The sequence below is a fragment of the Rhodococcus sp. 05-2255-1e genome (genome assembly GCF_002259025.1).
In the GTDB taxonomy this organism is placed as follows: Bacteria; Actinomycetota; Actinomycetes; order Mycobacteriales; family Mycobacteriaceae; genus Rhodococcoides; species Rhodococcoides fascians.
Genome location: NZ_NOZE01000003.1, coordinates 123371 through 146193, shown reverse-complemented (window position 1 = coordinate 146193; position 22823 = coordinate 123371). Strand labels below are relative to the sequence as shown.

Annotated in this window: 20 protein-coding genes, 1 tRNA gene and 1 pseudogene; 9 read left to right on the top strand and 13 right to left on the bottom strand. The window is 64.6% G+C overall.

Going from position 1 to position 22823, the window contains the following annotated elements; genetic code table 11:
- The first annotated feature begins 9 nt into the window (after window positions 1–9).
- Window positions 10–1266 carry an MFS transporter gene (locus tag CH262_RS00755; protein ID WP_032399854.1) on the top strand — a complete coding sequence of 419 codons (1257 nt, stop codon included), beginning with the start codon at window positions 10–12 and terminating at the stop codon, window positions 1264–1266.
- 29 nt (window positions 1267–1295) lie between these two features.
- Here the strand turns inward: CH262_RS00755 and CH262_RS00750 are convergent, their stop codons facing one another.
- The 7 genes and pseudogenes from CH262_RS00750 to CH262_RS00720 form a co-directional block, all read right to left on the bottom strand.
- Window positions 1296–2660, bottom strand: coding sequence for a DEAD/DEAH box helicase (locus CH262_RS00750; protein WP_052068934.1), 1365 nt, complete (start codon window positions 2658–2660; stop codon window positions 1296–1298).
- 223 nt (window positions 2661–2883) lie between these two features.
- A pseudogene (locus CH262_RS00745) lies at window positions 2884–4266 on the bottom strand (HNH endonuclease).
- Between the two features lie 79 nt (window positions 4267–4345).
- Window positions 4346–4421 (bottom strand) — tRNA-Arg (locus CH262_RS00740).
- Between the two features lie 114 nt (window positions 4422–4535).
- Window positions 4536–5162, bottom strand: a complete 627-nt coding sequence (locus CH262_RS00735; protein WP_179274880.1) for an isochorismatase family protein — start codon at window positions 5160–5162, stop codon at window positions 4536–4538.
- Window positions 5163–5314: 152 nt separating this feature from the next.
- Window positions 5315–7786 (bottom strand): ABC transporter permease, encoded by a 2472-nt coding sequence (locus CH262_RS00730; protein WP_094716671.1) that lies wholly within the window; start codon window positions 7784–7786, stop codon window positions 5315–5317.
- Entirely contained in the window at window positions 7783–8487 is a 705-nt protein-coding gene (locus tag CH262_RS00725; protein ID WP_176456678.1) for an ABC transporter ATP-binding protein, read from the bottom strand. Before CH262_RS00725 ends, CH262_RS00730 begins: the two co-directional genes overlap by 4 nt.
- A gap of 74 nt (window positions 8488–8561) precedes the next feature.
- On the bottom strand, window positions 8562–9794 hold the full coding sequence (locus CH262_RS00720; RefSeq protein ID WP_027495984.1) for a PucR family transcriptional regulator: 1233 nt from the start codon (window positions 9792–9794) through the stop codon (window positions 8562–8564).
- Window positions 9795–10127: 333 nt separating this feature from the next.
- Between CH262_RS00720 and CH262_RS00715 the strand changes: the two genes are divergently transcribed.
- Together CH262_RS00715 and CH262_RS00710 are read left to right on the top strand one after the other, a co-directional pair.
- A complete protein-coding gene (locus tag CH262_RS00715; RefSeq protein WP_094716670.1) occupies window positions 10128–11033 on the top strand; it encodes an acyl-ACP desaturase in 906 nt (301 codons plus the stop codon).
- Window positions 11034–11136: 103 nt separating this feature from the next.
- Window positions 11137–11997 carry a universal stress protein gene (locus CH262_RS00710; RefSeq protein WP_094716669.1) on the top strand — a complete coding sequence of 287 codons (861 nt, stop codon included), beginning with the start codon at window positions 11137–11139 and terminating at the stop codon, window positions 11995–11997.
- Here the strand turns inward: CH262_RS00710 and CH262_RS00705 are convergent.
- From CH262_RS00705 to CH262_RS00695, 3 genes are read right to left on the bottom strand one after another with little or no spacing between them, the layout of a single operon-like run.
- Entirely contained in the window at window positions 11990–12316 is a 327-nt protein-coding gene (locus CH262_RS00705) for a cupin domain-containing protein (RefSeq protein ID WP_027495987.1), read from the bottom strand. The genes CH262_RS00710 and CH262_RS00705 overlap by 8 nt on opposite strands.
- Window positions 12317–12370: 54 nt before the next feature.
- The gene (locus CH262_RS00700; protein ID WP_032399850.1) at window positions 12371–12880 is read right to left on the bottom strand and encodes a dihydrofolate reductase; all 510 of its coding nucleotides are present in this window, start codon (window positions 12878–12880) and stop codon (window positions 12371–12373) included.
- Window positions 12877–13677, bottom strand: a complete 801-nt coding sequence (locus CH262_RS00695; RefSeq protein WP_094716711.1) for a thymidylate synthase — start codon at window positions 13675–13677, stop codon at window positions 12877–12879. The genes CH262_RS00700 and CH262_RS00695 overlap by 4 nt, the downstream gene beginning before the upstream one ends.
- 29 nt (window positions 13678–13706) lie before the next feature.
- On the opposite strand from CH262_RS00695, the gene CH262_RS00690 reads away from it, so the two are divergent.
- Window positions 13707–14573, top strand: a complete 867-nt coding sequence (locus CH262_RS00690) for a DNA-formamidopyrimidine glycosylase family protein (RefSeq protein WP_094716668.1) — start codon at window positions 13707–13709, stop codon at window positions 14571–14573.
- On the opposite strand, the gene CH262_RS00685 is transcribed toward CH262_RS00690, so the two are convergent.
- Window positions 14566–16110: a carboxylesterase/lipase family protein gene (locus CH262_RS00685; RefSeq protein WP_094716667.1), complete on the bottom strand. Its 1545-nt coding sequence runs from the start codon at window positions 16108–16110 to the stop codon at window positions 14566–14568. The genes CH262_RS00690 and CH262_RS00685 overlap by 8 nt on opposite strands.
- Window positions 16111–16184: 74 nt before the next feature.
- Between CH262_RS00685 and CH262_RS00680 the strand changes: the two genes are divergently transcribed.
- From CH262_RS00680 to CH262_RS00660, 5 genes are all read left to right on the top strand, one after another.
- Window positions 16185–16745 (top strand): molybdenum cofactor biosysynthesis protein, encoded by a 561-nt coding sequence (locus CH262_RS00680; protein WP_032365947.1) that lies wholly within the window; start codon window positions 16185–16187, stop codon window positions 16743–16745.
- 125 nt (window positions 16746–16870) lie between these two features.
- Complete coding sequence (locus CH262_RS00675; RefSeq protein WP_027495993.1) at window positions 16871–18262, top strand: GntP family permease; 1392 nt, start codon at window positions 16871–16873, stop codon at window positions 18260–18262.
- Window positions 18263–18291: 29 nt separating this feature from the next.
- Window positions 18292–19503 carry a CaiB/BaiF CoA transferase family protein gene (locus CH262_RS00670; protein WP_027495994.1) on the top strand — a complete coding sequence of 404 codons (1212 nt, stop codon included), beginning with the start codon at window positions 18292–18294 and terminating at the stop codon, window positions 19501–19503.
- Entirely contained in the window at window positions 19504–20427 is a 924-nt protein-coding gene (locus CH262_RS00665) for a hydroxymethylglutaryl-CoA lyase (RefSeq protein ID WP_027495995.1), read from the top strand. It abuts the gene before it with no gap.
- Window positions 20424–21413: a 2-hydroxyacid dehydrogenase gene (locus CH262_RS00660; RefSeq protein ID WP_094666131.1), complete on the top strand. Its 990-nt coding sequence runs from the start codon at window positions 20424–20426 to the stop codon at window positions 21411–21413. Before CH262_RS00665 ends, CH262_RS00660 begins: the two co-directional genes overlap by 4 nt.
- On the opposite strand, the gene CH262_RS00655 is transcribed toward CH262_RS00660, so the two are convergent.
- Window positions 21401–22174 carry an IclR family transcriptional regulator gene (locus tag CH262_RS00655; RefSeq protein WP_228139160.1) on the bottom strand — a complete coding sequence of 258 codons (774 nt, stop codon included), beginning with the start codon at window positions 22172–22174 and terminating at the stop codon, window positions 21401–21403. The genes CH262_RS00660 and CH262_RS00655 overlap by 13 nt on opposite strands.
- The gene (locus tag CH262_RS00650; protein WP_027495998.1) at window positions 22171–22779 is read right to left on the bottom strand and encodes a TMEM175 family protein; all 609 of its coding nucleotides are present in this window, start codon (window positions 22777–22779) and stop codon (window positions 22171–22173) included. Before CH262_RS00650 ends, CH262_RS00655 begins: the two co-directional genes overlap by 4 nt.
- Between the last annotated feature and the right edge of the window lie 44 nt (window positions 22780–22823).

Here is a 22823-nt window from a genome sequence, read left to right as displayed (position 1 = left end):
ACTGTCTGCGTGACTTCCGAGATCGCGACCCGCAGGCGACTTCATCCGGCATGGATCGTCGCCGCGGTGGCCTTCCTCGCTCTCGTCGGTGCGGCGGGGTTCCGGGCCGCACCGAGCGTGTTGATGGTGCCGCTGCAGGAAGAGTTCGGTTGGCCGCGGTCGATGCTGTCGCTGGCGGTGGGCGTCAACCTGGTGCTGTTCGGTCTGACGGCACCGTTCGCCGCGGCGTTGATGGAGCGTTTCGGGATCCGAGCTGTGACGTCGACGGCGTTGGTCGTCGTGGCCGCGGGCAGCGCTCTGAGTGTGTTCGTGACCCAGGCGTGGCAGTTGGTGTTGACGTGGGGCGTCATGATCGGGTTGGGCACCGGGTCGATGGCTCTGGTGTTCGCGGCGGTGGTGACGAATCGATGGTTCGTACAGCGTCGCGGGCTCGTCTCGGGCGTGTTGACCGCGGGCAGCGCGACGGGGCAGTTGATCTTTCTGCCGTTGATCGCTCAGCTGGTCGACCGATCCGGTTGGCGCGCAGCATCGTTCCTCATCGCCGGGGGCTCGCTGATCGTGGTGCCGTTCGTGTTGCGGTGGCTGCGCAACATGCCGGCCGATGTCGGCGTGACTCCGTACGGCGCACCCGCCGACTACGTCCCGCCGGCGGCGGTGTCGACCGTGAACCCCGCGCGCGCAGCGGTGCAGGCTCTACGCGACGCGAGCCGAGTACGAACCTTCTGGGCGTTGGTGCTCGGATTCGCGATCTGTGGCGCAACGACCAACGGGCTCATCGGAACTCACTTCATACCGTCTGCGCACGACCACGGAATGCACGAAACCACCGCAGCGGGTCTGCTGGCGGTGGTGGGAATCTTCGACATCGTCGGGACAATCGCATCGGGTTGGCTGACCGATCGAGTGAATCCGCGGTATCTGTTGGCGGCCTATTACGGCTTTCGCGGAATCTCGCTGCTGTTTCTGCCGTGGTTGCTGTCGGCGACCATCCAACCGTCGATCGTCATCTTCGTGGTGATCTACGGATTGGATTGGGTGGCAACGGTTCCGCCCACGATTGCACTGTGCCGAGAGGTGTTCGGCGACAAGGGTTCTCTGGTGTTCGGGTGGGTCTTCGCCTCACACCAGATCGGAGCGGGCATCGCGTCCGTCGTCGCAGGCGTCGTGCGCGACGCCACCGGCGCATACACGATGGCGTGGTTCGGTGCGGCCGGCCTGTGCGCGGTTGCGGCCGTCGTGAGCATCAGAACAGGAAAGCCCTCGTAGCGAGGGCTTTCCTGTTTCCGAACTTCGGGTCAGCGGCTGCGCTGGCTCGTGGCCGGGCCTGCTGCGCGACGGCTGTGGCCGCCGCCACCGCTACGCGGCTGTCCACCACTGCGCGGCTGACCACCCGAGCGGGCCGGGCCGCCGCGTCGCGCGTTGTTGTTGCGCGGGGCTCCGGTGCGTGCCGGAGCCGGCTCTGCTTTCGGTGCAGGCTCGACGTAGCGGGCCTGCTCGCCGACGAGGTTCGCCACTGCGGGCGAGTCGGCGGTGACGCGGATCGGGGTGACCTTGATGTCGGCCTTGCGCAGCAGAACTGCGGTGTCCTTGCGCTGCTCGGGCAGAACCACGGTCACGACGTCGCCTGCGCTGCCGGCGCGCGCGGTGCGGCCGGAGCGGTGCAGGTACGCCTTGTGCTCGGCTGGGGGATCGACGTGGACGACCAGCTGAACGTCGTCGACGTGGACGCCGCGGGCTGCGACGTCGGTGGCGACGAGCACGCGGGCCTGGCCGGAGGAGAAGGCCGCGAGGTTGCGGTCACGTGCGGCCTGCGAGAGGTTGCCGTGCAGGTCGACGGACGGGATTCCGGCGTCGGTGAGCTGCTTGGCGAGCTTGCGGGCCTGGTGCTTGGTGCGCATGAACAGGATGCGGCGTCCGGTGCCGGAGGCGAGCTGGTGGACCAGCTTCTTCTTGGCTTCGACGCCGTCGACCTCGAACACGCTGTGAGTCATGGCCTCGACGTGTGAAGTGGCCTCGTCGACGGAGTGCGTGATCTGGTTGTGCAGGAAGCGCTTGACCAGTTTGTCGACACCGTTGTCCAGGGTCGCCGAGAACAGCATGCGCTGACCCTTGTCGGGGGTGGCAGCGAGAATCCGGGTGACGACGGGCAAGAAGCCGAGGTCGGCCATGTGGTCTGCCTCGTCGAGCACGGTGATCTGTACGCCGTCGAGGGTCAGGTGGCGCTGCTTCATGAGGTCTTCTAGGCGTCCGGGGCAGGCGACGACGATGTCGACACCCGACTTGAGTGCGGACACCTGGCGAACCTGCGAGACACCGCCGAAGATCGTCGTGACCTTCAACGAGTATGCGGCGGCGAGGGGTTCGATCGCGACGGCGATCTGGGTGGCGAGCTCACGCGTCGGCGCAAGGATCAGTCCGCGCGGGCGGCCGGGCTTGCGGTTGCCGGGGAGTTGGCCGGCGAGGCGCGCGACCATGGGGATGGAAAATGCGAGTGTCTTTCCGCTGCCGGTCTTTCCGCGTCCGAGTACGTCGCGTCCCTGCAGTGTGTCGGGGAGCGTGTCGGCCTGGATGGGGAAGGCCTCGGTCTTGCCCTGGCTCGCGAGTACGTCTGCGATGGCCTGGGGTACTCCGAGTGCAGCAAAAGTCTGTGGGGTCGTCATTGTGATGAAAAGTGCCTTTCGGGCAGGGTGTTGCACCTGCGGGCCTTCGGGCCGAGATGCAAGGTGGCGAGACTGCCGGTGGGCAGTTTCGATCGCCGTAAGAGAAGCCTGTGCGGGGTGCACATGGTGATTCGGGAGCATTCCACGACGTCTGACGTGCAGTTACGCGCGTCGATACCGAGTGTAACCGAGTGCGGACCCGATCTCTTCCCGCGGTCGACGGTCACGCGGCGTCGGAGCCGAACAGTCCGTCGATGTAGACGTTCTCCGCCGGCGAGCTGTAGAGCTCGACCACCGGCATCGGCGGCGCGCTCGAATCGTACGTGTGCCCGGTGGGTGAGATGAGCCTGTAGCGATGTCGCGCGTTCCGTTTGTCTCGTAGTGCTTCGGCCGTCCAGCCGTCGCCTTCTTTCGCGTAATTGCATGCGGCACACAGGCCTGCGCCGTTTTCGGCGCTGGTCGCTCCGCCCGCCGTGTGCGCGATGATGTGGTCGTGGTGCCGGATGGGCGCGTCGCACCACGGGGTGCGGCACGTGCGATCGCGGAGATCGATGAGGCGTCCCAATGCGGTGGGAAATGCGCGGGATGTGGATTCGACGGCTGTCAGTGCGCCGGTTTTCGGGTGGGCATAGAGGCGACGTAATGCGACGCGCGTCTCATTGCCCTGCGCATCGTCGAGTGCGTCGCGCACGAGTTGGCGTGCGACGTCCGACGGGATGTCGCCGTAGCCGTGCAGATATGCGGACGTGTCGCCGCCGGCGAGCAGGGTCGAATCCGAGATGACGATGTCGACGGTGACCGGTGGACCCTGAGCGGCCGATGCGCCGGTGACTCGCTCGAACACCAGGTCGGCCATGATCTGGTCGCGGCTGCGTGTGTCGCCACCTGCGTTGATGACGGTGTCGGCGTCGCGCCGCAGGGTCGCCCACATGCAGACGGTCTTCTCCATCGAGGTGAGCGCGGTGAAGAATCCCATCGATTCGGGTGCGGGGCGCGTACTGACTCGGCGTGCGGGTTATGCCTTTGCGCGTCGCTTGACCTGGGAGGCCGCGTCCAGTTCGTTGGCGAGTGCGCGGGCGCGACCCTCGATGGTGCGATCTCCTGCACCGGCGAGGGTGGCGGGGTCTGCGCACAGGCGTTCATCGATGGTCCGGCGATCCTCGACGGTGAGGCATGCTGTTTCGCGGGCGAGAATCATGACGCGCCACTCGTTGAGTTCGCCGGCTTTCAGGCGGGCCAGGGTGTGTGGCATTTCGTGAACGAGCGCACGAGCAAGCCCGAGATGAGTGCCGCCGCGGTTGGGTGACTCTCGTCGAGCCAGGCCGATCTGCGACGCAATTCCTGTGCGCCACTGCGCTTTCGGTTTGCCACGTTCACGACGTTCGGTGCTGATCACGGTTGCAACGGCATCGGTCACCACGGCTTGGGTTGCCACGCTGACGCACTTGATCGTTTCTAGAGCAGAGATGAGATCGATGCCCGCTGCTGCGTCGACGACTATGTCGGACGCCTGAAGACGTGCAACGAACCTCAACACCTCAGCGGATGTGAGCGGTGATTCTGGTATAGCTATGACCACGAGTTCCTCCCCAGTACTCGAATGCATGTTCGAATGTACGCCGGTTCGGGAGGTAGTGCAACAGGGCGGGGTGTGAAATCTGAGAGTGCGCGCCGAAAAGCGATGCTGGTGCCCTCGGCAGGATTCGAACCTGCGACCTACCCTTTAGGAGAGGGTTGCTCTATCCCCTGAGCTACGAAGGCTGGTGATCGAACGAGTGCTCCAAAGTCCCTGGCCAGCAAAGTCTTTCGATCAATCGAACAATCGGGTCGCGGGTGGGTCGCTGTCGTCTGCACAGCGGGCCCACATCGCGGTCGTCAGTCTAGCGGTCCGCACCGCAGATCGTGAAGCAGGTTCGCGCTGCTGGTCACCACACCGGTCAGTGATGCGATCAGATTCAGGGCGGTGCGGTGCTGGTGGGCGGTGTAATCGGCGACCGATTCGATGCCGACGAAGCACTGAATGTCTCGGGCAAAAGCGTCGAACGTCGTCGCGAGAATTCCCGCCGAGGCGAAGACACCCACGATGACCAGCTGGTCACGGCCTCGTCGGCGTAGTTCGACCTCGAGACCGGACGCGTAGAACGCGCTGTAGCTGCGCTTCGCGATCGGAACGAAGTCCGATTCGGTGACCGCCACGTCCTCGGCAGACGGGCCCAACCCCCACATCGGCCCCAGCAGTCCACGCTGTTCGATCGCCTCAGCCGCCCGTGGGCCGCTCGCCAGAATCGGCACTCCGGCAGACCTGGCGCGCGCGACCACCGCCGAGCCTTCCTCGGCCACCCGCGCACGAACCGAGGAGTGCAGCACGTTCAGGTAGTACGGCTGCATGTCGTGGACCAGAAGTGCCGCGCGCTCGGGCCGCAACTCCCACTCGGGACCACCCACACAGTCGCGCAGGGTCTCGACCGCGTACTTCTCTACTTCGACGCTGAATGTGGCCACGTCGGTCATCCTCGTACAAACGCGCGCGCATGTGCCAGACGCGCGCAGAGTCGTCAGCCGCTGGCTGTCTATTTCGCTCGCACCTGACAAACGCGCGCGCGTTTGCGGATCCCTAGGCCCCAGCACCGCAGAACGAGCCCGATCCCCACCACTCAATCCGCGGCAATAGCATCCACGATGTTCAGGCGGGATGCGTGTACCGCAGGGGGAGCCGATCCCAGTAGCGAGAGGCCCAACGCGACGAGTCCGTACAGCAGCACCGTCCAACTGGCGTTGTACTGCACTGGAATTCCGATGCTGGCACCGAGGATCAGTGTGCTCAGGTATTGCAGGCCGGCACCGATGATCAGGCCGAGCACGCCGCCGACGATGCCCACGGACAGTGCCTCCGCCAACACCATGCGTGCCAGGGTTCCTCGGCCGCCGCCCATGGCGCGCAGTACTCCGAGTTCACGTCGACGTTCGAGTACCGACAGCGTCAATGTGTTCAGCAATGCGACGGCAGCGACCAGTGCGACGATCCACTGCAGTGCGATGGCCAGCGCACCGGATTGGCGGATGGCCGCGCTGGTGCCCTCGAGTGCCGCGGCGCCCGTGTACACGAATGCTTCGGGCGGCAGCGTCGACCGCAGCGAATTCTGCACGGCTGCAACGTCTCCGTCGACGGTGATCTCGAGGTACGTCGCACCCTGGCGGTCGTAGAAGCGCTGCATCGATTCCAGTGAGATCGCCATCGTGCCGCCTGCGGCGTTGATGTAGTCCACGAGATCGAGCACGCGTACGTCCTGCACCCCGGTCGGCGTCGGTAGATCGATGGAGTCTCCCGCCGTCACGCCCAGCGTCGTACCGAGCGCCTTCGAGAGCACCACCCCGTCGCCCGCGAGCAATCCCGCGCGTACGTCTGCGGGGAGCGAGGCCAGCGTCACCGCGTTGCTTCCGTCGGCGACGCCTTGGATGGAGACCAGCTCGTCGTCGATGGTCGCGTAGGCCCACTGCCCTTCGACGACGCGGGAGACGCCGGCCGTCGCCCGCACGGCCTCGTCTACGGCGGTGGGAACGATCGGGCCCGACGGTATGGCGTCGGGTGAGCTCATCGATACGTACAGGTCCGTGTCGGCGAGCGACGACAGTGATTCGGCGGCGGAGTCGGTCATGTTCGTCAACGAACCGGACACTCCCACACTGACTCCCACGGCGATGACGATGGTCATCACCGTCGCCCAGATGCGCCGCGGGGCGCGTTCGATCGTCGCGGTGGCGAGCCGTCCGGCACCACCCCATCGGCGGGGCACAGCGCCGGTGGCCCAGACGATCGGCCCGGTTCCGCCGACGCACAGTGCGACGACGCCGAACATGAACAGGGCACCGGCACCGAGGGTCAGTTGCCCGTCGACGTTGACGGCGAACACGAACGATCCGGCGATGGCGAGCAGACCGAACACCGTGGCGGCCAACGTGAACGACAGCTTTGGGCCGCCGGATGTTTCTCCGCCGCCGACCGCCAATGCTTCGATCGGCGAGATGCGATACACCTGAACGGCAGCCAGAGCGGACGCGCCGACGCAGGCCAGCACGCAAGCCACGATCGCGACGGGAATGGCGAAGCTCGGCAACACGTATTCGATTCGCGCATCGAATGCTTGCGACAGGAACGGCGGCAGGCTCTCGATGGCGATGCGGCCCATGATGATTCCGAGAGGTACCCCGACGGCACCGCCGACGAGACCCACCAGCACCGACTCGAACAACAGGTCGCGGACGATGTCCGCGCGCCGACCGCCGACTGCTCGGAGCAGGGAAATGGTGGGGCGACGCTTGGCGATGGCCATGTTCATGACGTTGAACACCAGGAACGCCGCGACGACGAACGCAATGAGGGAGACCATCAGCGTCGCATTGCGCGTCAGACTCATGGCCTGATCGGCTCTGTCGGCCCGGAATTCCGGATTCATCACCGAGACTCGGCCGGCCAACGCTGCGTCCAGGTCGGACCGCAGCGAATCCCCGCCACCGAGAACGAAGATCGAATCGAGCTGGCCCGGCCGGTCGGTCAACGCCTGCGCGGTGGGCAGCAACGTGACGGCGAACATGCCTCCACCGATACGCTGCGTGCCAGGGCCGTCGATCACGCCCACTACCGCAGTGGGTCTGTCGGCGATCGTGACCGTGTCACCCTGCGTCAATCCCGTTGCTGCTCCGACCAATACGCCCGACGGGTCGGACAGCAGACCCGCCGCGTTGCCGACCGCACCCTGCAGATCGGACTGCAGTGCCGTGATCGATGAATCGACACCCAGTACCGTCAGCTCGCCGACATCGGATCGCACGATGCTGCGGAGCAGGGGTACCGCCGCATCGACGCCCGCAACACCGCGTACGACGTCGAGTTCGTTCTGGTCGAATCCCGAATCGGTCACGCCGACCACTTCGTACTGCGCATTGCCTGCGATCGAGACCGCCAGACGTTCGACGGATCCGGTCAGCGATCCGTAGGTGCCGAGGACGGCGATGAGCAAACCCGCGGCGACGGCCACGACTCCCGCCGAGACCAGCGAACGCACCCAGTGCATTCGGAGGTCTCGGAGGCTGATGACGCGAAATCTGCTGAGCGCGGTACCGATCACCGAGGTGTACCAGCGGTGTCGGTGTCGACGCGGCCGTCGATCATGCTGACGACGCGATCGGTCGACCGAGCCGCCTCGAGGTCATGGGTTGCCATCACCACTGCCCGACGCCCCTCGCTGCCGTGGGCTACGTCGGCAAGAATCTCGAGGACGTTGTGGGAGGTCTTGGAATCGAGGTTGCCCGTCGGTTCGTCGGCGATCAGCAGCGCCGGGTCCATCATCAGGGCTCGCGCGATGGCGATGCGTTGAATCTGGCCGCCCGACAGTTGTGCCGGGCGGTGTTCGGACCGCTGCGCCAGCCCCACCATGTCCAACAGCCGCATCGCGTCGGCTTTCGCCTTCTTGATGGGGGTGCCGTCGAGCAGCTTCGGAACGGCGACGTTCTCCCACGCCGACATGGTCGGCAGCAGGTTGAAGAACTGGAAGACGAAGCCCACCTGATGGCGTCGGAAATCGGACTGTGCGTTGTCGTCGAGGGTGGTGACCTCGACGTCGTTGAATCGAATGGACCCGGCCGTCGGGGTGTCCAGCGCGCCGAGCATGTGCAGCAGTGTCGACTTACCTGCTCCGGACGGCGCGACCAGCGACACGAACTGACCACCGTCGATCGTGAGATCGATGCCGTCCAACGCGCGGACCGGTTGTTCGCCGGTGGGGTACTCCTTGACCACGCCGGACAACTGGAGCTTCAACTTCGTCATGCATGATCCCCTGCTTCTCGAATACTTCCGACGCTACCTGCCGTCGGGTCGAGAAACCGGTCGGAGTTCTCAGATCACGCTGCGCCGCGCGAGGATTCGAGCCGTCTGGCCACCAGTGCCGCCTGGAGGTGGCGGATACCGGAGGGACGAGTCGGGTCGAACCCGGTCAGTTGTGCGATTCGCTTGAGGCGATAGTCGACGGTGTTGGTGTGCAGATGGAGTTGCCGGGCGGAGCGCTGACGGTTGAGGTCGTGCGAAATGTGGATCTCGAGGGTCTCGAGCAATTCGGGTGACGAATCGAGTGGCTCGAGGATCTGGGTGAGGTGGCGTCGACCCGGTCCGGGACGAGTGAGCTGGTACTCGAGCACCAGGTCGTCCATCCGGTACAACCCGGACGGGCGGTGCAGCTGATGAGCCAGGGACAGCAGTTCGTGGACCTGGTCTGCGGCGGTGGGAATGTCGGCTGTCGCAGCCTGCTCGGCGGTGGCGGTGACGGGGACCTCTGCGGCGGTACCGATGCGGTGCACCAGCGCCTCGACCCACTCGTCGTCGTGGACGCCGGGGATCAGGACGGTTCCGCCCTCGGTGCTGAGCAGCGACAGGGGAGTGCGTCCGCACACGGTGGCCAGTTCGGCCTGCACGCGACGCAGCTTGCGTCGTGCAGCCACCGTCTTCTGGATGTTGGGGTCGTTCTCGTCGGGGTGCGGCGGTACCGACAGTGCGAGCACGAGGTAACTGTCGGCGAGTTCGATGCCCGACTGGCGGGCCATCGAGACGGCGTTGTGTCCGCTCAGCAACGAGGTGACCAGCGTGTGCGCGGCTGTGTGATGCTCGCTCGCCACCGCCTGAAGCTCTTCGACGTAGCTCTTGCTGGCCGCGATCGAGACTTTCTCCGACAGCAGCACGAACATGCGCGCAGCCTCGATCAACTGGGCGGCGTCGCCTTCTCCTGCCCGCTTGGACACCAGATTCCAACCGATCTGAATGCCCTCGTGGTAGACGCTGAGTACGGACTCGAGCGGGACACCCTCACGAGCCCATTGACTGGCCTTGGCGCGCAGTTCGGCCAAGTCGGACTCGGCAGGTGCGCGCCGCTCGTCGAGCATCTGCACGGCGATGCTGATGCACTTGACGGTGAATTCGGTGACGTCTCCGTGGAGTTGTTCACCGGGAAGTGAACCGCAGGGAGTATTGGCGGCGAAGTGGCCTACCAGGAGGCGCGCCACTGCGCGAAAATCGCGAAGGGGAGCCGAAGCAGGCTGCCCTGCGACCATGATTCCGAGGCCAGTCGAGTTGTGAACGGTCACAGATCAACCCTTCGTGTTGGATTCTTCAGGTTTGAGAGAGCTAACGTACTCACGCGTAGAAACGCGCTTCCTGTCGTGAATCTATGCAACTTCAGCCGAAATGGCAGGTTTTTCAAACTTTGAGTTTGTTTCCTGGCCTCTAACAGGATCGATCATAGGTTGTTATCTACGTGTGATCCATGGTTTCGGCAAAACTCGTTGTGATTTATCTCGAGCGGGCCACGAGGGGCCTTGCGACTTGCCCTAAACAATGCAGAAGGCGGTCCCATCGCCTGCGCTACGCGCCTACTTTGATCTCGGATCGGTCCGGACGAGCGGGGTGAGAGGACGAGTATGCGCAGCGACATCGGGCAGTTCACGGTTCTACGGGAACTGCAGCCGACGATCGACGACAACCTCGCGCGCCACCGCTCGACAGCTGTCTCCTGGCAGCCCACGGATTTCGTCCGGACCGAGATGTACTGGGGAACGCGTACGTCACCGCTGACCGAAGCCGCCAAGGCTGCACTGGTCACCGATCTCCTCACCGCGCAGAACATTCCGCTGTATCGGTGCGAGGTCGCGGCCTCGGGCACCGGCTCGTGGCCTGCCTGGCTCGCCGAGTGGAGCGCCGAGCGCACTCGGCATGCTGCAGCCGTCACCGACTATCTGGTCGCCACCCGCAGTGTCGATCCGACGGCACTCGGTCGAGCTCGCGCACAGTGCAAGACGGTGGGATTCGACTCCCCGATGAACGGCGCTCACCTCCTTCGTTCTCTGGTGCAGGTGACCCTCGACGAATCGATCAGTAGCGTCTGCCATACGAATACCGCGCACCAGTGCCACGATCCGGTTGCCGATCGCTTGCTCGGCCGGATAGTCGACGACCAAAAACTGCACGTAACCTTCTTTGCGAATCTGGTGTCGGCAGCGCTCGACGTCGCTCCCGCTCCGACCGTCACGGCGATCACCGAAGTAGTCATGAACGCGCAGTTGCCGGGTACCAACCTGCCCGGCTTCGGTCGGAGCGCCATGCTCATCGAGCGGGACGGGATCTTCGATCTTCGACGTCATCTCGACGAGGTGCTGCTGCCGACGCTCGCTCGGTGGCGCGTCTTCGAGCGGACCGACCTGGGCGTCGGTGTCCGCAGCCGCGACCAATTGGCCGACTACCTGGTCCATCTCGACACCCGGGCCGCGGCAGCCGAGGCGAACCGCACCCGAACTCCGGGGTACGCAGACGCGCTGCGCGCCAGCTGAGGTGAGTGCATCACGCCTTCGGCGACCATTCATCGACTAGCCTGAACCCCTGTTCGTCATTCACCGAGCCAGCGGGCTCGGGGCTACTACCGGAGGCCGGCACGTGACAGGGCATCGACCGATCATCGTCGGCATCGACGGTTCCGCTGCGGCCGACAAGGCTGTGATCTGGGCGGCCCTGTGCGCTCGGCGACGGGATCGGCGGTTGCACATCGTGACGGCCGTCGACATGCCGGGCGTTGTCGATCTGAGCGAATTTGCAGGTGAGGCAACGGAATTCGTCGCCACTGCGAAATCGCGGCTCGCAGCCGCGGAAACGCTGGCCGTGTCGGTCGTCGACGACCCGACGTTCGAGGTGACCTCGAGTGCCGTCGAGGGCGGCGTGATGGACGTACTCATCGGCGTATCGGCCCAAGCCGAGCTCCTGGTGATCGGAGCGAGCGAGACGGGCGCTGTCACACTCTCTCTGGCCGCCCACAGTGTGTCACCCGTCGCCGTCGTACGCGGCCGGGACATCGACGGCCGTCCCGTCGCCGAGGGCCCGGTCGTCGTCGGCGTGGACGGATCCGACGTCAATCAGGCAGCGGTCGAGTGGGCGTTCTCCGAGGCCTCGGCACGTGATGCTCCGTTGATCGCGGTGCACGTGTGGTCCGACGTGGATCTGACACGCTCGTTCGGTCGCGCGCCCGCGGACTGGCAGGCCATCGCCGACACCGAGGAAGCACTGCTGGCGGAAAGTCTCGCCGGGTGGCAAGAGCGGTTCCCGGAGGTCGACGTCCAACGCGTCGTCGCCCAGGATCGCCCCGTTCGAGTGCTCAGCGGACTGTCCGAAACGGCAGCGGTGATCGTGGTGGGTAACCGGGGGCGCGGCGGATTCGGAGGAATGCTGCTCGGGTCGACGAGCTTCGCTCTGGTCAACACCGCAGATTGCCCGGTGTTGGTCGTCAGGAAAGCGGTCACATAGCGACGGTCAGCAAGAAGCTGACGTCTTCGAGCGCTTCGACGCTGTGCCGTGCGTCGGGGATGACGAGGAGATCGCCGGTGGAGCCCTTCCAGGTCTTCTCACCGCTGATCAGCTCCAACTTGCCGCTGAGGACGAGGACGGTCGACTCACCGCTGAGATCGTGTTCGGCCAGCTTGTTACCCGCGGCCAGCGCCACGACGGTCTGCCTCAATTTGCGGCTGTGGCCGCCGTACACCGTCTGCGAACTGCGGCCACTCGACGCGCCGACTGCGAGCTTGAGTTGCTGACGGGCAAGTGCGGTGAGTGACTTCTTGTCCATAGCCGCCAGTATGACGCACCACCCGCAGCCGCGATGGGGGAATCATGAACGCGCTCAAACAGTTTGGGTAGGCTTCCCGTACTCCACATATCTGAACTGTCTCCCGTCCACTCTGCTGGTGAGCCAGTCACCCGTCTTCTTGATCCAATCGCCTTCCACCGTTGGAGCATCCGTATCGCCCGGTACCTCGACATCGATCTCGGTCACATGCAGGGTTGTGGCGAATGGCATTGCCGATCGGTAGATTTCACCGCCGCCGATGATCCACGCGGTCTCGCCTCCGGCCAGCGCCAGGGCTTCGTCCACCCCGCCGCAGGTCTCGGCGCCGGGTGCGTCGAACGAGCGATTGCGAGTGACCACAATATTGCGTCGGCCCGGGAGCGGTCGAAATCTTTCGGGCAGAGACTCCCAGGTTTTGCGTCCCATGATGACCGGATGGTTCATCGTCGCGGCTTTGAACCGGGCCATGTCCTCCGGTACTTCCCACGGAATCCTGCCGGCTTCGCCGATTTTGAGGTTGGAACTCTGTGCCCAGATCAGGCCGACCTCTCTCGGTGCACTCACACCGCTACCGGGGCCTTGATTGCAGGGTGGTGCTGATAGTCGACGATCTCGACGTCGTCGAAGGTGTAGTCGAAGATCGAATCCCGCTGTGCCAGTTTCAGAGTCGGGTAGGGGTACGCCTCGCGGGAGAGCTGCTCGGCAACCTGGTCGCGGTGGTTGTCGTAGATGTGGCAGTCGCCGCCGGTCCACACGAACTCGCCGACGTCGAGGCCGGTCTGTGCGGCGACCATGTGGGTGAGCAGTGCGTAGCTCGCGATGTTGAAGGGGACGCCGAGGAACATGTCCGCGCTGCGTTGATACAGCTGGCACGAGAGCTTGCCGTCGGCGACATAGAACTGGAAGAACGCATGGCACGGAGGCAGGGCCATCTGCGGGATTTCGCCGACGTTCCACGCCGAGACGATCATTCGCCGCGAATCCGGATCGGTCTTCAGAGTCTCGATGACCTGGCTGATCTGGTCGATGTGCTCGCCCGACGGGGTCGGCCACGAACGCCACTGCACTCCGTAGACGGGGCCGAGTTCGCCGTCCGGAGCTGCCCACTCGTCCCAGATGCTGACGCCGTGTTCCTGCAGCCACGTGACATTGGAGTCTCCGCGCAGAAACCACAGCAATTCGTAGACGATCGACTTGAGATGGACCTTCTTGGTGGTGATCAACGGGAAGCCCGCAGCCAGATCGAAGCGCATCTGATGCCCGAACGCGCTGGTCGTCCCGGTTCCCGTCCGGTCGGATTTGGCTGTACCGGTATCGAGGATGCGGCGCAGCAGATCTTCGTACGGAGTCGGAACCATCACGACGGCCATCGTAGCTGCATACTGGACGCATGCCGGAATTACCCGAGGTGGAAGCCCTTGCCGGCTTCTTGCGCGAGCATGCCGTCGGTGCCGTGATCGGCCGCATCGACATCGCGGCACTCAGTGTTCTCAAGACCTTCGATCCGCCGATCACCGATCTGCAGGGTCGCGACGTCACCGATGCCGCGCGCTTCGGAAAGCATCTGGCGCTGCAGGCGGGTGACCTCTGGCTGATCACACACCTGTCGCGTGGGGGTTGGCTGCGGTGGGTGGACAACCCCAGTGTTGCTCCGCCGAAACCGGGTAAGGGGCCGTTGGCGCTGCGGATCCACTTCTTCACTCCCGAGGGCGCGACGCCCGCCATCGACCTGACCGAAGCCGGTACCAAAAAGCGATTGGCGGTCTGGGTGGTCCGTGATCCTCGGCAGGTTGCGAGCATCGCCCGGCTCGGGCCGGACGCGATGACGGTCACCGAGCTCGAATTCGCCGAGATACTCGGCAGCACCACCGCGCGTCTGAAGACCTCGTTGGTGGACCAATCGTTGCTCGCCGGAATCGGCAACGCCTACTCGGACGAGATTCTGCATGTCGCCAGGCTCTCGCCGTTCGCGTCGTCGAGCAAGCTCGACGCGGAATCCGTCGCGGTTCTCTATGCCGCGATGCGCTCGGTCCTGTCCGACGCGGTGGACCGCTCGGCCGGGCAGGATGCGGCGCGCCTGAAGGGGGAGAAGCGATCCGGCATGCGGGTGCATGCCAGAACCGGGCTGCCGTGCCCGGTCTGCGGAGATCCGGTGCGCGAGGTCGCCTACGTGGACCGCTCTTTTCAGTACTGCGCGACGTGCCAGACGGCCGGCAAGATTCTTGCCGACCGCCGGATGTCGCGGTTGCTCAAGTAGCGGGTTCGAGCGTCTGGCTGGCGTAGCCGCGATAGCCTTCCCACGCTTTGCGGCGATCGCTGCGCGGATCTTTCTGCACCCGAGTGCGCGTGTCGAAGATCAGCGTCCTGCGCTCGGCTTCGTCGTAGGCCGGCCACGATTCCAACGGCTTTCCGTTGGTGGCGAACGCAATCCAGTGTGACTGCACGTGCTCGGTGACCTCCGCGAACGATTTTCGTCCCCCTGTCGCGGTCAGAGCCTTGCCGAACAACGTCTCGTTGATGCCGAAGACGGCGAACAACTCGAACCCGTGAGTGGCGTCGAGGCCCAGCAACTTCATCGACCGAGGGGCGAAGTCGAAGCGATAGAAGTACGTCGGTGCGTGACGCGAATGTCCTTCGGCCACTTCGAGAGACGGCTTCCAGAACGTGAAATCCCCGCCGAAGTCGATGGCGGCCCGCTCGCTCGGGTATCCCCGGTATCCGCCGGTGACAACCGGTTCTGCCGCGGGATCGGTGAGGGAGAAGAGTTTGGAAATGCGTTCGGGGTTGGTGGGCAACGCATCCAGAAACTTTGGAAACAGTGTTCCCTCACGGGCGTTGGTGCCGATGATCAGCGGCACATTGTGTGCGGTGCCGTTCGCGTACGCCTCGACCGGATCGACAGGAAGAAAATCACCGTCGATCACCGGGCCGAAGGGGAGCAGGCCGGGAGTGCGGTGCAGCGTGGTGAGTCCGAGCTTGGTGCCTGCTCGGCCGAGTGCCAGTACCTCGGCGTTCTCCAGGGTTTCCACCGCGGTCTCGGCGGTGCCTCCGAGGTACCCGACGTACTCGCTCGCCCACTGGTCCGCACGATGCTTGGCGGTCGTCATGCCCGGTGCCGAGCTTTCGGCAATTGCCTGGGCGAAAAGGCCTTTCGCGGCGGGCACTGTCATCAGGGTGGTGACGGCATTGCCGCCTGCGGACTCGCCGAAGACGGTGACGTTGTCGGGATCTCCGCCGAACTCGGCGATGTTGCGCTGTACCCACTCCAATGCCGCCACCTGGTCGCGTAGTCCCAGGTTGGAATCGAACGGCCGCTCGGGGGTCGAGAATCGCGACATGTCGAGGTAGCCCAAAGCGCCGAGTCGGTAGTTGACCGACACGTAGATTATGCCGTCGCCGTCCTGCAGCGAGCGCCGGACCAGCGAACCTCCGCCGTACAGCGGGGTGGCCGACGTGCCGAGGGTGTACGCACCGCCGTGGATGAACACCATGACCGGTCTGGGTGTCGTGCTCGGCGTGCTCGGTGCCAAGACGTTGAGTGTCAGGCAATCCTCGCTCGACGGTTGGTACTTGCCGATTGCGAGCATCGTGCCCCGCTTGTGCTGAACGGATGCGTTGCCCCACTCGGTCGCGTCGCGTACGCCCTGCCACGGCTGGGTGGGTTGAGGTGCGCGAAACCGAAGCGGACCGACGGGAGGGGCGGCGTAGGGAATGCCCCGCCAGGTGGTGAGATTGCCGACCGGCTTTCCCTCGATCATGCCGTCCGTAGTGGTCACGCGTGTTTTCACAGCCATTTCGCGATACTACCGGGCGCTTCTTACCCGGTGGTAAGAACCGGCAGGGTCGGGTACCGGGCAGACTCGAAAGCATGCCTTTCGAGTATCGAGCCGAGATAGTGGAGCTGCTGCGAGCGCCCTCGCACGCGTACTTCGGGAGATCCAAGGACGGCCCGGCCGAGGTGCCGACCGAATTGCCGGACAGCGTCGAGATCGTCGCCCACAAGGGCATCCGCGGCGATCGGTTCTTCGGGGTCAAGGCTCATACCGAGGCAGCGGTGAGCTTTTTGGCACTCGAAGCCTGGGACGCCGTCGGCGAGGTACTGGGCGTCGACGTTCCCGACCCGGCCGTGGCCAGGCGAAACGTTGTGGTCCGCGGGTTGGAGCTCGACCCACTGCGCGGACTGGAATTCGAGCTCGATTCCGGTGACGGCTGGATTCGCTTCCGGGGCGGCCGACCTGCCCATCCGTGCGCGTGGATGGACCGCATGGTGGTCGACGGCGCTCGCAAGGCACTGATCGGTCGCGGTGGATTGCGGGTCGAGCCGCTCTCGGACGGAATCCTGCGAGTCGGGCCGCTGTCGGTGCGTTCCCCGGTCGAACTGGATGCCTCGCGAGCTGCGCTGTCGATTCGGCGCGCGCAGCCCATCTGACGCGAAGCCGAGGGTCACTCTTGCTCACGAAGTAAATCTGTGCCCATAATGTGAGCAATGGTGCGACGCATCACACCGGTCCGTCATGCATGGCGGCGGTCACTCTCTGGTGGAAAGACCTACCGATGTCCGATTTGTGGATCGTGATCAACACCGTCGTCGCAGTACTGGCGGTGGTGGTCTTCATCGTTCGTTTCCATTTCAACCCGGTGATTTCGCTGGTGCTCGGGGCTGCGTACCTGGGCCTGGCGACCAAGCTGGGAGTGTCGACCACTGTCGACACGATCACCGGCGGATTCGGCGAGATCATGGCCGAGGTCGGATTGCTCATCGCGTTCGGCGTCCTGATGGGGTCGGTGCTGCAGGAGATGAGCGCCATCCAGCGTCTCGTCGGCACTTTGCTGAGAGCTTTCGGCCCCAAGCGGCTCCCGTACGCGCTGTCGTTGACCATCGCGACTCTGTTGCAGTCCATCTTCCTCGACGTGCTGTTGGTGATTTCCGCACCGCTCGCCCGCAACCTCGCCCCCAAGATCGGCAAGTACGGCACGGCGAGGATGGCGACGGCGCTGGCCATCGCCCTGGAGTGCGGCATCGTGTTCATGGTCCCCGGTGTCGCAACGCTCGCGCTGGCCGGACTGCTCGGCGTGCCGCTGGGCAAGATGATGATCTACGGCCTGATCCTCATCGTTCCTGTCGTTGTGCTGTCGGTGGCCATCATGTCGTTCGTCTTCCGGCACGGTTGGTGGAACGAGGAGAAGGACGAGCAACAGATCATCGCGGTGTCGGAGCCGGTGGTCTCGGAGCCCGTCGAGTCCGACGACGAGCCCCTCGATGCCGGCGGCGGCGTGGCCCAGAAGGTGCGCACCGAGAAGCAGACCTCGCTGCTGGTGTTGCTCTCGCCGTTGCTGCTCGCGCTCGTCCTGATCGCGATCGGTGCCGTTCTCGAAGTCGCCGAGATCTCGGTTCCGGTGGTCGAATTCATCGCCAGCCCAGTCATCGCGTTGCTCCTCGGACTGGTCGGGACGTGCCTCATCGGCCGTTACCACGTCGGTCAGGCGCGGGTGGAGAAAGCTCTCGCTCGTGGTTTCGCCGAGAGCGGTCAGATCCTCATCCTCACCGGTGTCGGTGGATCGCTCGCAGCCGTCATCAACGAGGCGGGTCTCGGTGACATACTCGGCCAGTACTTCACGGCCAGTACCGCGGCACCACTGTTGATGGTGTGGGTCATTGCGGCCGCGTTGCACATCGCCGTCGGATCGGTGACGATCTCGGCCATCACCTCGGCCGGCATCCTCGCCCCGGTTGCTCCGCTGATCGGCCTCGATCCGGTGTTCATCGCGCTTGCCGCCGGTGCCGGTTCGTTGTTCGCCGTGCACGTCACCAGCAACACGTTCTGGCTGCTGCAGTCCTTGATGGGCCAGTCGACGAGGGGCACACTCAAGACGTGCTCGGTGGGTGTGTCGGTGGCATCGGTCATTGCCATTGCCTTGATCGTGCCGATGAGCTGGATCCTGTGACCTCTTCCGCGAATATCGAAAGGAACACAATGGCATTGCCGCTCAGTGGAGTTCGAGTTCTCGAACTCGGCAACTACATCGCCGCACCCACGGCGGCCAGGATGCTCGCCGATTTCGGTGCCGAGGTGATCAAGGTCGAAAGGCCGGGTACCGGCGACGAATTGCGCAATTGGCGGCTGTATTCCGGTACGACGTCGATGCTGTACCGCACGATCAACCGGAACAAGAAGTCGATCGTGCTGGACCTGCGCACCGAGCAGGGCCGTAAGGATGTCGTCGACCTCGCCGCGCACTGCGACATCGTGCTCGAGAACTTCCGACCCGGCACACTCGAGAAGTGGGGGATCTCGCCCGAGGTTCTCAGTGCCGCCAATCCGGAGCTGATCATCACGCGTATCTCTGCATTCGGGCAAACCGGTCCGATGTCGCAGCGACCCGGATTTGCCGCTGTGGCAGAGGCGTACGGCGGTTTCCGCAACCTCGTCGGTGATCCGGACAGGCCGCCGGTGCGGGTCGGTGTGTCGATCGGCGACTCGATCGCCGGCCTCTATGCGGCGTTCGGATGTGTCATGGCGTTGTTCCAACGACAGACGCAGCGTGCAGCAGAGACATCGGACCCGTTGTCGCTCGAACAGCGTTCCATCGACGTGGCCTTGAACGAATCCATCCTGTCGATGATGGAGTCTCTGATCCCGGATTATCTGGCGTACGGCGTCGAACGCGAACGGACGGGCGGCCGGATGGAGGGCATCGCGCCCTCGAATGCGTACCCGTGCAACGACGGTCACTCGATCATCATCGCCGGTAACGGCGACGCCATCTTCCAGCGTTACATGGAGACCATCGACCGTCCCGATCTGGGAGCCGATCCGGACCTGGCGACCAACGCCGGCCGGTGGCGTCGCCGGGACGAGCTGGACGCCGCGATCTCGGCCTGGACCGGATTGCGTTCGCGCGCCGAGGCATTGAAGATACTCGATGCCGCGGGGGTGCCGTCGGGTCCGATCTACACCGCCGCGGACATCGTCGCCGACGAACAGTACGCGGCCCGCAACATGATTCAGCACTTTCCGGTCGACACCGGCCAGGAAGAGCCCACCGACGTCGGGTTCGTCGGAGTCGTCCCGGTGATCGGTGACGCATCCCTGCCGATCCGTTCGGTCGGGCCGGATCTGGGCGAGCACACCAGAGAAGTACTGTCGACGCTGCTCGGCCGGACCGACGAAGAGATGGGCCTGTAGATGTACGGTTTCACCCCCACCGCGGAGCTACGCGACGTCACGATGCGCGACGGACTGCAGCTCACCGGCAAGATGCTCTCCACCGAACGCAAACTCGAGATCGTCAGGGCCCTCATCGAACTCGGCGTGCCGGCCCTCGAGATCGGTTCGATGGCACGCGGCGACAAAGTGCCGCCCATGGCCAACACCCTCGAGGTCATCGGCGAGCTGACCGCCGAGGAACTCGAGCGATGCTGGGTGTGGGTCGCCACTCCACGCCACGTCGAGAAGGCCGCTGCTGCAGGGGCTCGCAACTTCCAGTACTGCTTCTCCGCGTCGGACTCGCACAACCAGGCCAACATCGGGCGCACCACCGAGGTGTCGCTGGCCGCGATGCCCGATGCCGTCGACATCACCCGCTCGGTGGGCGGACAGATCGAGCTGTGTATCGCAACGTCGTTCACCTGTCCTTTCGAGGGACAGGTACCGCCCGATCGGGTCATCGAGATCGCCAACGACGAACGAGCCACGGGCGCAACGGATATTGTCATCTGCGACACCCTCGGACAGGCGGTACCGGTTCAGGTGTCGTCGCTGATCTCACGGGTGCGCGCGGAAACGCCGGATCGCCGGGTGGTGTTCCACGGTCACGACACGTGGGGTCTGGGCGTCGCGAACACTCTGGCCGCCATCTCGGCCGGAGCCGCGATGGTCGACGGTTCGCTCGGGGGACTGGGCGGCTGCCCCTTCGCCCCCGGTGCCAGTGGCAACACCTCGTCCGAGGACATTCTCTTCGCGACGAGGCCGGACTGGTTCGAGCCGAAGACGCTGGCACGCATGGTCTCTCTGTCGGAGGGCCTGCTGGCCGAACTGGAGGAGCCCATGCGATCGAAAACCGTGCAGGGTGCCAGGTCCGAGGCGCACGTGTTCGAGTGGGTCGTATGAGCCGCATTCTCGTCACGTCGGAAATCCCGGCTCCCGGCATGGACATTCTGCGGGCTGCCGGCGAGGTCGACCTCCGCGAGTTGGACCACGAGCAGTTGGTCGAGGCATGCGCCTCGGGGGATTACTCCGTCGTGGTCTCCCAGCTACGCGACCGGTTCGATGCGAAGCTGCTGGCCTCGGCATCACTCGTCGGGATATCCAACTATGCCGTCGGATTCGACAACATCGACATCGCGGCCGCCACACGCTACGGAATCACCGCCGCGAACACTCCAGGTGTGCTGACGGATTCGACCGCAGACATCGCGATGCTCCTCATTCTGTCCACGGCCCGCCGCGCCGTCGAGGCCGATGCCTTCGTTCGGTCCGGATCCTTCACCGGGTGGGAGCCCGAACTGTTGCTGGGCAGCGATGTCTCGGGCCGTGTGCTCGGCCTTGCCGGTTTCGGTCGTATCGCTCGGGCCACCGCTCGGCGGGCACTGGGTTTCGGAATGACGGTGAAGTTCTGCCCCCGGCCGCCCGGCGACCGAGAGGTCTCCGACGACGAACTCGGTGAGTTCGCCGGCCGCGTCGAACATGCGGCGTGGGACGAGATCGTCGCAACGAGTGACTTTCTGTCGCTGCACGTCCCGTTGTCGGACTCCACCCGGCATCTGGTCGATGCTGCCGTGTTCGAGGCCATGAAGCCGTCGGCGATTCTGATCAATACCGCGCGTGGGCCAGTGGTCGACGAGGCAGCGCTGGTGATTGCTCTACGTGAGAAATCTATCGCTGCAGCAGGATTGGACGTCTACGAACGCGAACCTGCGCTCGAACCGGGCCTGGCCGAACTGTCCAATACCGTGCTCCTACCGCACGTGGGCAGCGCGACGGTCTCGGTGCGCTCGGAGATGGCGCGCCTGTGCGCCACCAATGCCGTGGCGATGCTGCGCGGTGAGCTCCCGCCGCACCCGGTCAATCCCGAGGCATGGGGTCAGGCAGGGTAGCGGCCGCCGAGGGTCCGGGTGATCTGTTCGGCATGCGAGATCAGCAGGTCCACCCAGGCCTCGCACTGCGACTGCGGCATCCGTAATGTCGGGCCGCTGATGGTGACGGCACCGACGATGTCCGAGGCCGAATCGAACACCGGAGCGGACAGCCCCGATGCGCCGGTTTCGCGCTCACCGGTGGTGATCGCGTAGCCGTCGGACCTTGTCTGCGCCAACAGTTCCCGCATCGTCTCGGCCTCGGTCACCGTCTGCTCGGTCAACGATTCGAGTTCGCGGGACAGAACACGCTCGGCCAGTTCCGAGTCCCAGGCCAGTAGGACACGGCTGGCCGATCCTGCGCTGAGCGGAATGACCTTGCCGACGTACATGTCTCGTCGCAACGCATGCCGCGTCTCGGCAATGGCCACGCACACGCGGTAGTTCTGCTCGGGCCGAAAGAAGCACGCTGTCTCGGTCGTCAGATCGCGCATGTCCTTGAGGATCGGATTGACGACCGACAACACGTCGAGATCCTTGGTCGCCGTCGCGGCCCAGTACGCCATCCGCACCCCGATGCGGATGCGATCGCCGCCTCGATCCAGAAAGCCCTGTTGAACCAGGTTGGTGACCAGACGCTGCACCGTCGAGGTGGGCAGCCCGGTGCTCTGCTGAATCTCGCCCAGCGTCATGGCCGGGCGATCGAACGAGAACGCATCGAGAATCTCGGTGATCTTGCCCAGCACGAGAAGCGGCTGCTGCTTCGGTGAATTCTCGGTCACTCGACCAATCTACGTGTAGTGCGTCGATCGGCGAAGTGGTTGATCGGCTTGGCCAGCAGCAGGATCAGCAGTGACCACAGGCCGAGTGGTGTGAACGCCAGACCGAACGCGATCAGGATCAACGCCGAGCCGACGGCGCCGGTGCGGACTCGTTCCACGTCGCGAGAGTCAGCGGCCACGATCGACGGGTGCCGCGAGACGACGACGTCCGCGACGAACATGGCGATGACGGAGACAGCGATTGTGGCGACGTACAGCGTCGACGAACTCGAGTCGTATCCGTTCTTCTCGGCGATCAGCTTCGTCGGAAAGGGGAGGAACACGATGGACAGTAGCCACACGAAATTGATCCACATCAGTGCAGGTGTGTAGCCAATCAGATTTCGGAAGACGCGGTGGTGGCTGAGCCATTGAGTGAAGATCACCAGAAAGCTCAGGACGAATGCATAGAATTCCACACCGTGCTCACGAAAGACGTCCACGAAGCTGTCGCTCCGGCCAGGGTCGGCCAACTCGACGAGCGGTAGAACCAACAGCGTGGCCGCGATGGCTACCACGGCATCGCTGAAATTGACCAGTCTCTCGAAACCGCGTTGATATTCCATGTCAGCCCATCTCGTATTCCATGTCAGCATTGTGCTCCCAGTGC